Annotated in this window: 12 protein-coding genes; 4 read left to right on the top strand and 8 right to left on the bottom strand. The window is 39.4% G+C overall.

Features of this window, described 5'->3' with window-relative positions:
- Window positions 1-13 precede the first annotated feature (13 nt).
- On the top strand, window positions 14-340 hold the full coding sequence (trxA, locus tag AACL23_RS03840) for a thioredoxin TrxA (RefSeq protein WP_012737831.1): 327 nt from the start codon (window positions 14-16) through the stop codon (window positions 338-340).
- A 120-nt stretch (window positions 341-460) separates the two neighbouring features.
- Here the strand turns inward: trxA and fabB are convergent, their stop codons facing one another.
- The 4 genes from fabB to AACL23_RS03820 form a co-directional block, all read right to left on the bottom strand.
- Window positions 461-1,678 carry a beta-ketoacyl-ACP synthase I gene (gene fabB / locus AACL23_RS03835; protein WP_012737832.1) on the bottom strand — a complete coding sequence of 406 codons (1,218 nt, stop codon included), beginning with the start codon at window positions 1,676-1,678 and terminating at the stop codon, window positions 461-463.
- 145 nt (window positions 1,679-1,823) lie between these two features.
- Window positions 1,824-2,096 (bottom strand): GrxA family glutaredoxin, encoded by a 273-nt coding sequence (locus tag AACL23_RS03830; RefSeq protein WP_012737833.1) that lies wholly within the window; start codon window positions 2,094-2,096, stop codon window positions 1,824-1,826.
- 58 nt (window positions 2,097-2,154) lie between these two features.
- On the bottom strand, window positions 2,155-3,297 hold the full coding sequence (gene dapE, locus AACL23_RS03825; protein WP_012737834.1) for a succinyl-diaminopimelate desuccinylase: 1,143 nt from the start codon (window positions 3,295-3,297) through the stop codon (window positions 2,155-2,157).
- Complete coding sequence (locus AACL23_RS03820) at window positions 3,294-3,650, bottom strand: ArsC family reductase (RefSeq protein ID WP_012737835.1); 357 nt, start codon at window positions 3,648-3,650, stop codon at window positions 3,294-3,296. The genes dapE and AACL23_RS03820 overlap by 4 nt, the downstream gene beginning before the upstream one ends.
- A gap of 41 nt (window positions 3,651-3,691) precedes the next feature.
- Between AACL23_RS03820 and aroQ the strand changes: the two genes are divergently transcribed.
- Complete coding sequence (gene aroQ, locus AACL23_RS03815; protein WP_012737836.1) at window positions 3,692-4,174, top strand: gamma subclass chorismate mutase AroQ; 483 nt, start codon at window positions 3,692-3,694, stop codon at window positions 4,172-4,174.
- Between the two features lie 38 nt (window positions 4,175-4,212).
- Here aroQ and yihA read toward each other — a convergent pair whose 3' ends face one another.
- Both yihA and AACL23_RS03805 read right to left on the bottom strand, forming a co-directional pair.
- Window positions 4,213-4,788, bottom strand: coding sequence for a ribosome biogenesis GTP-binding protein YihA/YsxC (gene yihA, locus AACL23_RS03810; protein WP_216657372.1), 576 nt, complete (start codon window positions 4,786-4,788; stop codon window positions 4,213-4,215).
- A 787-nt stretch (window positions 4,789-5,575) separates the two neighbouring features.
- Window positions 5,576-6,766, bottom strand: a complete 1,191-nt coding sequence (locus tag AACL23_RS03805) for an amino acid aminotransferase (RefSeq protein WP_012737840.1) — start codon at window positions 6,764-6,766, stop codon at window positions 5,576-5,578.
- 353 nt (window positions 6,767-7,119) lie between these two features.
- Between AACL23_RS03805 and AACL23_RS03800 the strand changes: the two genes are divergently transcribed.
- Window positions 7,120-7,470 carry an HIT domain-containing protein gene (locus tag AACL23_RS03800; protein ID WP_012737841.1) on the top strand — a complete coding sequence of 117 codons (351 nt, stop codon included), beginning with the start codon at window positions 7,120-7,122 and terminating at the stop codon, window positions 7,468-7,470.
- An 8-nt stretch (window positions 7,471-7,478) separates the two neighbouring features.
- A complete protein-coding gene (lpoB, locus tag AACL23_RS03795; RefSeq protein ID WP_339050230.1) occupies window positions 7,479-8,075 on the top strand; it encodes a penicillin-binding protein activator LpoB in 597 nt (198 codons plus the stop codon).
- A gap of 8 nt (window positions 8,076-8,083) precedes the next feature.
- Here the strand turns inward: lpoB and hrpA are convergent, their stop codons facing one another.
- On the bottom strand, window positions 8,084-11,800 hold the full coding sequence (gene hrpA / locus AACL23_RS03790; RefSeq protein ID WP_339050228.1) for an ATP-dependent RNA helicase HrpA: 3,717 nt from the start codon (window positions 11,798-11,800) through the stop codon (window positions 8,084-8,086).
- Window positions 11,797-12,279, bottom strand: a complete 483-nt coding sequence (gene bcp, locus AACL23_RS03785) for a thioredoxin-dependent thiol peroxidase (RefSeq protein ID WP_100095963.1) — start codon at window positions 12,277-12,279, stop codon at window positions 11,797-11,799. Before bcp ends, hrpA begins: the two co-directional genes overlap by 4 nt.
- Window position 12,280 lies beyond the last annotated feature (1 nt).

Genomic DNA, 12,280 nt, shown 5'->3' with positions numbered 1-12,280 from the left:
TTTGGGAGAATACATGAGTAAGGAAATTATACAGCTAAGTGACAAAAGTTTCGATCGAGATGTACTTAAGGCTGACGGATTGATTTTAGTTGATTTTTGGGCACAGTGGTGCGGGCCTTGCAAAATGATTGCCCCTATTTTAGATGAAATTGCTAACGAATATGTGGATAAAATCACGATCACCAAATTAGAAATTGATACAAATCCAAATACCACACAAAAATATGGTATCCGTAGCATTCCGACGTTATTGCTTTTTAAAGAAGGAAAACCGATTGACACGAAAGTGGGCGCTGTATCTAAACATGAATTAAAAAAATTTTTGGATAAGCATGTTTGACATTTTATTTTTTTAATCAATTAAGCTGTAAATACTTTCATTGTCATAGGATTCAAATAAGCTATAACCCAACTTTAGATTTTCAATTAAATAAAAACCTCTATTTTTGAGAGGCCCTATTTATCGCGGATATTTAGAAAAAATTAAAGTCGCATTAGTGCCTCCAAAACCAAAACTATTCGACATCACTGTATTGATTGCCAATTCTTTCATTTCAGTCACGACGTTCATACCCACTGCTTCTGGAACAAGAGTCTCAATGTTAATACTGGGGGCAATAAAATTATGTTTTGCCATCAGTAAACTGTAAATAATTTCATGCACCCCTGCGGCTCCCAAGGAGTGACCTGTCATCGATTTTGTCGATGAAAAAAACGGAGAGTGATGACCGAAAACACTTTTAATCGCTTCTAGCTCTTTGATATCGCCAAGCGGGGTAGAGGTACCATGTACATTGATATAATCGATGGTCACTTCAAGGCCTTTCTGAGCCATTTTCATACAACGAGCGGCGCCTTCACCAGACGGGGCAACCATGTTAGCGCCATCCGACGTGGCGCCATAACCCACTATCTCTCCATAAATAGGCGCATGGCGAGAGAGCGCATGTTCAAGCTCTTCGACCACCACCATACCGCCGCCTCCCGCAATCACAAAACCATCCCGGTTTTTATCATACGCTCGAGACGCTTTTTCTGGTGTTGCATTATATTGAGTGGAAAGTGCCCCCATAGCGTCAAATTCACAGGCCATTTCCCAACATAATTCTTCTGCTCCACCAGCAAAAACAATGTCTTGTTTTCCTAATTGAATAAGTTCCAATGCATGACCCACACAATGAGCAGACGTAGCACAGGCCGAGCTAATCGAATAATTTACTCCTTTAATTTTAAAAGGCGTCGCCAAACATGCGGAAACACCGGATGCCATGGCTTTGGTCACCATATAAGGGCCCACTCCTCTTAAACCATTCATGCGCATTTTATCGGAGCCCGCCACCTGATTTTTAGGCGAACCTCCCCCTGAACCGACGACCAATCCTATCCGCTCGTTTGAGGAAATATCAAAATTATTTAAATCGGCATCTTCAATACTTTGTTGCATAGCGAGATAAGCATAAATTGAAGCATCACTCATAAAACGGGAAATTTTTCGATCAATCATACCCGTGGTATCGAGTTTCACATTACCCCAGACATGGCTTTTCATGCCTGAATTTTTAAACTCTTCAGAGAAAGTTATCCCAGAACGCCCAGCGTATAAAGACGACAGGACCTCATTTTTATCGTTACCTATACTGGAAATAATACCCAAGCCAGTAACCACTGCACGTTTCATTCAATACCTCGTGTAGACTTTATAATAAGCTTAAGACTGCGTAGCGCACTTTAACGTACAGTTGTAAGCTCAACAAGTCTCTCTCATTAAAAAAGCCCATTTAAAAATGGGCTCTTGCTCAATTTTATTTTTTGCCTCAGAGCGATTAAAATTTGAGATCATGAAAATGTTTATTAACATAGGCTGCAAATTCGGTATAGCCGCCAATATGTTGCTTATCAATAAAAATTTGCGGCACGGTTTCCACCGGTTTACCCACCGTCTTTTCTAGATCCGCTTTTGTGATCTTTTCAGCATGCATGTCGATATAATCAAAATTAATATTCTTATCCTTTAATTCTGATTTAAGTTTTTGTGCCAACTCTATTGCACGAGTGCAATAAGGACATTTTGGACGCCCAAAAATAACAATAAACATAAAAATCTCCCAAAAATAAAATGAATTTTTTAAAATTATTAAAATAAAGCAGGATGAATCAGGTCAGGAGCAATTGTTCCATAATTCGTTGATACATTTTAGTCAATAGTTGAAGATCAGCTATCGAAACTGATTCATTGACTTTGTGGATACTTTGATTAATAGGCCCTAACTCCACCACCTGTGCTCCCATTAATGCGATAAAACGCCCATCAGAAGTGCCCCCAGTGGTTAAAATGTCAGGGGGGCTATCACAGTAATGTTGAACTGTATTCAGAACCGCATCAAGCAATTCACCTTTGGGTGTCAAGAAAGGTTCACCGGAAAGTATCCAGGTTATTTGGTAATCCAACGCATAACGCTCTAACAAATTTTCAACCTGATTTCTTATCATGCTATAGGTCGATTCAGTATTGAAGCGAAAGTTAAATTGAACATGCAATTGATCAGGAATCAGATTACTCACCCCATTCCCCGCTTTTAAACCCGTTATCTGCACGCTTGTGGGAGGAAAAAACGCGTTACCTTGATCCCACTCAATCATCGACAATTCTTTTAAAGCTCCTAATGCTTGATGTATCGGATTTTGAGCCAAATGAGGATAAGCCACGTGACCTTGTACACCCTGAATACATAATTGCGCCGTTAAAGAGCCGCGCCTGCCATTTTTAATGACATCTCCTATCCGTTCGGTACTTGAAGGCTCCCCTACTAAGCTATAATCCACTTTTTCATTGCGAGCCATTAAAGCTTGAACGACCTTAGAAGTTCCATTTGCGCCTGAGGCCTCTTCGTCTGAGGTAATAATAAAGGCTAATTTCTGGCGATGGTTTGGATGCGCTTCGACAAAACGTTCAGCGGCGATGATCATGGCCGCCAAAGACCCTTTCATATCTGCGGCACCTCTCCCATAAAGACTTCCATCACGTATTGATGGCATAAAAGGAGGCGTCGTCCATAATGTTTCATTACCCGCAGGTACCACATCGGTATGAGCCACAAAAACCAAAGTTTTCTCTCCCGAGCCTCTCCAGGCCCAGAGATTTTTTGTGTCACCAAAATGCATGGGTTCAACAGTAAAACCGAAATAATTTAAGTGTTGAGCGATGATGTCTTGGCAACCAGCATCCTCTGGACTGATTGAACGGCGTTCAATTAATTGTTGTGCCAACATCACGACAGGACAGATTTTATGATTCATGAGTGTTTTAAAAAATGTCGATATTGTTCAATATTGAAACCCAATAAAAGTACGCCATTAGAGGATTCCAAAATAGGTCTCTTAATGATGGCGGGTTTTTGTAACATTAAACTATGCGCACTTGCAGCATCTCTGATCTCTGCACGTTCTGTTTCACTGAGACGACGCCAAGTCGTTCCGCGTGTATTTAATAATGGTGTCCAACCCAAACACGCTATAAAATTTTGCAGCGCACCGGGGGTTAATCCATCGACTTGATAATCATGAAATCGATAAATCACATGGTGCTCGTTGAGCCAAGAGCGGGTTTTTTTGATGGTATCGCAGTTTTTAATACCGTAAAGTGTATACATTGTTTTTATTTTGCTGTTTAACGTGAAATGTATTCATCAAAATGTCTTTAATTGGAATCAATGAAATCTTCTTACTGATTAATCAACGTTTGTATTATATGGAAGATATCGCTGCTTACAAAGCTGAAAAACAGTTGGCGATTGAAGATGTTGAGCAAGAAAAAAGAATTTTGAGAAATGCCATGCTACTCGCAGAACAAAAAGGAATCACGCCAAATTCCATTGGCCCTTTTTTTTCTGCTTTAATACATGCCGCAAAATTGATTCAATGTCGTTATCAGTCAGATTGGCAAAAAAAATCCATCACTAAAAAGCATCCTCAAAATTTAGCTCAAATGCGTTATAAACTGATTCAGTTAAATGCCTCTTTAATAGAACGGTTGTATCAGGCCCTGATTGCAGGTCAAAAATTTGACAAAACGACTTCGGGCAGCATGATCAAAATGATTCATCACCCTCAACTAAGTGAAACGCATAAAAGAAAGATTGTGACAGCTTTGCAGGCCATACACTTGAGTCAATAAAACCGTGATGGATGAAAATAAAATGTTTTGCTGACACCTCATTCATTGACAGAGCCACTGAACCAAGCGTTCAATTTATTTTGTAATTTATCAATCCCTATTTTTTTCAAGGATGAAAATACATCTACTTCAATATCGCCCATAAAAGGCAAAATGGCTTCTTTTACCATATCAAGTTGTATTTTACTGGCTGACCTGGACAGTTTATCCACTTTAGTCAAGAGTAAATAAACAGGGATACGCTTGTTTATTGCCCAAACAATCATTTGCTGATCAAGATTTTTAAGAGGGTGGCGAATATCCATCAGTATGACTAAGCCTCTCAAACAATCACGTTTGTTTAAGTACTCATTTAATGCTTTTTGCCATTTGATTTTTATTGCTAATGGCACAGCCGCATAGCCATAACCCGGTAAATCAACTAATCGTATTCCTTCGGCCACTTCGAATAAATTAATGAGTTGTGTTCGGCCTGGTGTTTTACTGATTTTCGCTAAATTTTTTTGCTGAGTAAGTGTATTCAGTGCGCTGGATTTTCCCGCATTGGAACGGCCAGCGAAAGCAACCTCCATTCCTTGATCGGGAGGAAGATGATGAATATTCGGAGCACTCATCACAAAACGGGCTGAATGATAGTTGTCATTTGTTTTTTTCAAAATTTTTTCTCATTGAACAATCATTTTTGATGATTATATCTCATTTAAAAATAGATTTATTTTTTTAATCTCAGCTCAATCAAATAGAGTAAAAATGATCTTACCTTTGTAAGGTATTGACTATTCTAAAGTGTAGTTATATCTTAATTTTTTTTAAAAAAGTATTTTTTATTTTAAAAAACAAACAATTATTTTAAATTTAATCATCACTTTTTTTTAAATAGCTGTAACTCTATTGAGTAAATAAAGCAAATAAGTAGACTGAGCCTGAACATTTTTATGGCTCATAAAAATGTTAGATAGGTTTCATCCAAAGACACTGATGTCATCAGATGAAATGTAAGTAGTAAGGATACTGTTTTCAGATCTAGGAAAGAGATGAAGCCAAGGAAGTGATATGGAGATCAAGTTTTTTTTCAGGATGAATAAAGGCAAACACAAAAAGGATGAAAGAAGAAAAAAATGGATCAATAAGGATATGGTTAAAATGCATGGAATGCTTTATCAAAAGGAATGAGCCTTCTCAAATAAGCTTCAAAGGGGGGCGCGATTTTTTCGGTTACCTTGTCTAAAACGTACCTTCTTCAGAAAAAACTTGATTGCTTCAGTTACTGCTGATGCAACCAGGTTTTTTCTTTTTTTGATGAGAGATTAACAGTACATCCGTTCATAAAAAAGCGGTTTGGCACTTAGCGTTTTTTCAGTGATTGATTCGCTTATTCTCTGTGATGATTAAACCAGTTTTTCAAATAACTGCCGCGATGGCTTCACATAAAGGCACCATATTATTGAGCGTCATCGCGGCCACATTAACTCGCCCAGAGTTAACGGCATATACCCCAAATTTTTCACGCAAACGTAACACCTGCTCCGTTTTTAAACCACTAAACGAAAACATGCCTTTTTGATCGATAATAAAACTAAAATCTTGATTCGCACCTTTTTCTTTTAAAGTTTGAACAAATAATTGACGCATTCTCTGAATACGCTGGCGCATATCTGTTAATTCTTTTTCCCAATCATTGCGTAATATATCGTCAATTAAAATCGTTTCTACTATCGCGCCCCCATGAGCTGGGGGATTTGAATAGGTGGCTCGTATGATGGTTTTGAGCTGACTCAATGCCGCCTCGGCGGTTTTATCATCACCTGCCACAATGGTGCAGGCGCCAACCCGTTCGTTATACAGCCCAAAATTTTTCGAATAAGAGCTACAAACCATAAATTCAGCATGCTTTTGAGAAAAAATCCTCAGACCTTCTGCATCCTCTTCTAAACCTCGCCCAAAACCCTGATAGGCAAAATCAAATATGGGTAATCCGCCTTTCTTTTTTATGAATTCCGCCAGTACTTCCCATTGTTCTTTTGTCGGGTCAATCCCCGTTGGGTTATGACAGCATCCATGAAATAACACCAAATCTCCAGGCTGGATTTTTTCTAGAGAATTTAACATCGCTGTGAAATTTAAACGGTGATGTTCTGCATCATAATAATCATAATCAACGATTTGAAGCCCTACCGAAGAGAAAATCTGATTGTGATTTGGCCAGGTGGGTCGGCTTAGCCAAACTCGTTTGACGCCTGCTTTTTTGGTGACAAAATCAGCAGCAATACGAAGGGCACCTGTTCCGCCGGGGGTTTGTGCCGTACGGGCTCTTTTATCCATCAAAATAGGGTGAGCTCTTCCGAATAAGAGATCCTGTGTACAGGCCGCGAATTTTTTTAATCCATCAATCCCTAAATAATTTTTGGTTTTTTCATGGTCAAGTAAATGTTGTTCTGCTTTTTTTACCGTATTTAATATGGGTGTATTCCCTGTTTCATCCATATAAATCCCAATGCCTAAATTAATTTTACAATCTCGAGGGTCTGCATTAAAACTGTCTGCCAATCCTAAAATAGGATCGGGCGGAGCGTTTGTGATTTTTTCAAACATGTTCAATTTCCATGATTGGGGGATTCGTTGTATTAAGCTGAGAGATTACCGTCAATTCATTATTTTGCCAATCTTCCGGTCGTATTAACATCAATTTTGAATAGCTAATATATGGCAATATTAACCAAGCAGATTTTAAAATAGGCACTATTTTTGGGGATGTTCAAATACGATTGAGATGCGATTTAGAAGGTAGAGTGACCATGGGTTGTCTTAAGAGCTTGCTGTTTATGAGAGAGTTTAGGTTTTTTACCTCTTAACTTTGCCTTTTGCTCTGTTATGATTTAAAAAATTTAGACATCATTCTAAGAAATACCATTTTTTATCTTACTTTATGAAAAAGGCTTTATTGGATGAGTAAAGAGACCATTTTTAGTCAAATTATCAGAAGAGAAATTCAGGCTCACATTCTCTATCAGGATGAACTGGTGACCGCTTTTAGTGATATATCTCCTCAAACACCGGTACATATTTTAATTGTTCCTAACGTTTTTATCCCAACCTTGAATGATGTGAAAAAGCAGCATGAGCCGGCTTTGGGTAGGATGATCACGGTTGCCGCTAAAATTGCACACGAAAAAGGGATTTCAGCAGATGGCTATCGGCTCGTTATGAATTGCAATGATCACGCGGGACAAGAAATTTATCATATTCATATGCATCTGTTGGGTGGCTGCCCATTAGGGCCGTTATTTAAAGGATAAAAATAGTCATGAAGAAATATCTTCTGAGTGCTTCCATCGTCTTTCTGTTGGCCAGTTGTGCTCAGCCGCCCGCAAAAATAGGGCGGCCATCGAAAAGCGAACCATCCACTGTTTCTACCGATTCACCTGAGGGTATCTCCTCCGAGTCAGCAGAAATAGGTATCGTGCCTTTGACCCCTAAGATTAAATCATTTGATTGGTCAGTTCCTATGAAGCCACTCGTTGAAAATATGAGTCAAACGAAGGATCTGCCTAATGGAAGCGTTTTATTGGTAGATACCGTCAAAAATAATACGAATGGGTTATTACAGATAGAAAAAGCCACTGAGAGCTTGCTACATATTTTATCCTCCAATAATACGTTTTTTTTAATTTCAGCCAATCAACTGGCGAAGGCCAAAACAGCACTCGGGATCTCAAAGCAAGATAACCTCAGCTCACGTAGTAAGACGATTGCTTTGGGGCGATATCTGAAAGCGGAGTATGTGCTCTATACGGATGTCAGTGATGACATTCAATCTCCTGTGATCAATATGGAATTGATGCTAGTGAAAACGGGTGAAATTATTTGGTCGGATAACACAGCAATGACACTTGCACCTTAGCTTTAGCCTTAGCCGTTTATTTGTTTATTCATCGCATTTAATACGCGTTTTTCTGAAATAGGGTATGCAGTACCGAGTTGCTGTGCGAATAAGCTGACACGCAGTTCTTCCAGCATCCAACGTACTTCTTTTATCTCTTTTTCCTTTTCTCTCCATTCCGTCAATTGATTTTTCCATTTTATCCACAGATCGTTCAGTGTGTGTATTTTCTCCATATTCGATCGATCTGTTTGCAACTGAGAGGGTAATTTTTCCAACCGTCTTTCAATCGCTTTCAAATAACGCAAAATATCAGCCAAAGGCTTTAAGCTGTTATCACTAATAAAATAAGGACAAACCAACCCTTCTAATTGCTGTCTCATATCAGTAAAAGCGGCAACTTGTGCGAGATCACAACGCGCTTGTAATTTTTTGTGAATAAAAAAAGCCTTCTCCAATATTTGTTGAACTTCTCTTGTTATTTTTTCTGAGACTTCATATACCTTGGGACGTATCTTTTCTTTTAAAATCAAGAATTCAGATTGTGTCCACGCAAGACCTCCATATTCAGCCATCAGCTTGTCTACCGAGCAGGCGACACAATCTTCTAGCAATGCCGGTATATTTTCATACGGATTAAAATAAAGCCCTAATTTTGATTTATTAAACCATTTTTGACGTAAAGCCTGAGCAGGAGAAGCCATATTTAGCAAAAGCAGACGTCGGAGTCCCTTCCACATCATTATTTTTTGTTGCTGCTTTGTTTCAAATAAACGCAGTGCAACAGAATGGGTTTCATCCACCAACGCGGGATAATGTTTAATAGAATAATTTTCTTGCGTGCTTTCATAGTAAAGAGGCACGGTGCCAAAATTCCATTCTTTGAGATCCTGTTTTTCGAAAGTGCACTTTTCTATCAAGGTACTGCGCGTTTTTTTAAACTGTCTTGTCAGTGCTTGCCGTAAAACTTCAAGATCTTTTCCTTCTTTTATCATTTGATTTTGATCATCCAAAATGCGAAAAGTGATTTTAAGATGCTCAGGCACTTGATGCCACTGCCAATCTTCTCTTGTTATTTTGACTCCGCTCATCTGCCATAATTTTTTCTCAATGGCACTTAAAAATGAACCTGATGAAGGCCGGATACTCTCTAAAATGGCCTGTGCATAATTGGGCACAGGAACAAAATGTCGTCTCAGTTTTTTAGGCAGGGATTTGAGCAAGGCCGTGATGAGTTCAAACCGCATGCCCGGCACTTGCCAATCAAAACCTTGAGCCTGTATTTGATTCAACATCACGAGTGGAATATGAACGGTGACCCCATCGGTTTCGTTGCCTGGCTCGAATTGATAGGATAGGTCTAATTTAAATGCTTCTTGAGTCCAAAAATCAGGAAAATCTTCTTCAGTGATCTCCTGTGCGTTTTCTGTGATCAGCATTGATTTATCAAAATTCAGTAGATCAGGGTCAGTTTGAAACGTTTTTTTCCACCAATGATTAAAATGGCGTGAAGAGACCACTTCTTGGCCAATCCTTTGATCATAAAATTCAAATAAGGTGTGATCATCGACCACAATATCCCTGCGTCGGGATTTATTTTCTAACTCTTCGGCTTCTGACAACAGCTTTAAATTTTGGTGAAAAAAAGCATGAGTCGTTTCCCACTCCCCCTCAACCAATGCTTGTCGAATAAATAAGGCTCTACATAATTTTGGATCAATCGCGCCATAATTGATTTTTCGATCATAAATAATCGGCAGCCCAAACAAGGTGACTTTTTCATGGGCAATCACTGCCCCTTTATTTTTTTCCCAATGAGGTGCACTGTAATGACGTTTGAGCAAATGTCCTGCTAAGGGTTCTAGCCATTCAGGTTCAATGCGTGCAGCGATATGCCCCCATAGTCGACGAGTTTCAAGTAATTCAGAGACCATAATCCACTTGGGTGGTTTTTTAAACAAACAAGAGTGCGGAAAAATCGCGAAGCGTATGTTACGAGGGCCTGTAAATTCATGGCTTTCCATGTCTTTTTGCCCAATATGAGATAACAAACCCGTTAAAAGAGCCGTATGAACATGAAAATAATGGGGCTCAATGTGATTGATGGATAATGTCAATAGACCTGATTTTTGAGCACTTTTTTTGAGTTGAGAGTAAATATCCTGCCATTCGCGTACTCTCATATAATGCAGAAACTCTCGATGACATAATTGACGAAATTGATTGACAGATAAAGCGTTCTGCTGTTCTTCGATATAATTCCATAGATGAATAAAAGCGACAAAATCGGAGTCTTTATCCGAAAAACGATGATGTTTTTCATCGGCCGCCTGTTTTTTATCTTGAGGCCTTTCACGTGGATCCTGGATAGAAAGTGCCGCCGCAATAATCATCACTTCCTGAACGCAGGACCTCGATTGAGCCGCTAAAATCATCCGACCCAATCTCGGGTCAATGGGCAACCGTGACAATTGCCGACCTATTTTGGTCAGATTGGGTTTTGGGGAATGCTCAATCGCCCCAAGTTCTGACAATAACGCCATGCCATCTTGAATCCGGCGTTTATCAGGAAGATCAATAAAAGGAAAGGAAGTGATATCCCCTAAATGAAAAGCCATCATTTGTAATATCACCGCTGAAAGATTCGTTCTTAAAATTTCTGGATCGGTAAAAACAGGGCGTGATAAAAAATCCTGTTCTTCATAGAGTCGAATGCAAATTCCGCTGGAAATTCGTCCACAACGCCCTTTGCGTTGATTGGCAGCAGCCTGGGATATCGGCTCCAAGGATAATTTCTGAATTTTAGTACGAAAACTATAACGGCTGATGCGAGCGGTTCCGGTATCTATCACATATTTAATACCAGGCACCGTGAGAGAGGTCTCCGCGACATTCGTCGCCAAAACAATACGTCGACCCACATGTGCCTGAAAAATTTTTTTTTGCTCAGCATAAGATAAACGTGAATATAAAGGTAATATCTCAGTGTGAGATATATTTTCCTGGCGCAGCACCTCTGTTGCATCACGGATTTCTCGTTCTCCACTCATAAAAATTAAAATATCGCCCTGCGTGGATTCTCGATATAGCTCATGCACAGCATCTATCATCGCTTGAAGCCCTTCTCCTTCGCTTTCATTTGTTTTTTGGGGGGGGCGATAACGCACTTCAACGGGATAACTCCGGCCTGACACTTGAATCATCGGTGCTTGATTAAAATGATCAGAAAATCGCTGTGAGTCTAGAGTGGCTGAGGTAATGATGATTTTTAAATCCGGCCTTTTAGGAAGGAGTTGCCGTAGATATCCCAAAATAAAATCAATATTCAGGCTGCGTTCGTGGGCTTCATCAATAATAATGGTGTCATATCGCATCAAAAGGCGATCATGTTGAATCTCAGCCAGTAAAATGCCGTCGGTCATCAATTTTATTGCGGTGTTTTCATTGATTTTTTGATGAAAACGCATTTGATAACCCACACGTTCACCAAGAGGCGTTTTGAGTTCATCGGCAATCCGCTGAGCAACGCGATAAGCGGCCAAACGGCGTGGTTGCGTATGACCTATCATCCCTGTAACACCGCCACGCCCTAATTCCAAACATATCTTAGGCAGCTGGGTTGTTTTTCCAGAGCCTGTTTCACCCGAGATAATCACGACCTGATGACGCTCGATAGTTTCACAGATTCTTTGTTTTTGTTGTGTAATCGGTAAATTTTCTGGGTATTCAAAGATAGGATGGTTCATTTAGCAATGGGATCAGATTCTTTCAGATAATCAATGACGACTGTATGGTGGTCGCTGGTTTTAAAATCATCAAATACTTTTTCTATTTTACCTGTGGGATCAATGAGAAAACTGATGCGATGGATCCCATCATATTTTTTACCCATAAAATTTTTTTCACCCCAAACCCCAAATTGCTCTGAAACCTGATGATTGGCATCAGAAAGCAAAGTAAAATTTAACAATTCTTTTTCATGAAATTGAAATAATTTTTGTGGAGGATCGGTGCTGATGCCTAATATTTCAACACCGAGTGCTTTTAATTTATCCATATTGTCTCGTAGTGCACAAGCTTGAACGGTACAGCCTGGCGTCATCGCTTTGGGATAAAAATAAATCAACACTCTTTTTGAAGAAAAATCATTTAAATGAATGATTCCACCGTCTTGATCTAATAAAGCAAATGTTGGCGCCATATCGCCTGCTTTTAAAGGGGACATA

Source organism: Candidatus Williamhamiltonella endosymbiont of Tuberolachnus salignus (assembly GCF_964019775.1).
GTDB lineage: Bacteria > Pseudomonadota > Gammaproteobacteria > Enterobacterales > Enterobacteriaceae > Hamiltonella > Hamiltonella defendens.
Note: the sequence above shows the minus strand (reverse complement) of the source record. Positions and strands in the feature narration are given on the sequence as shown.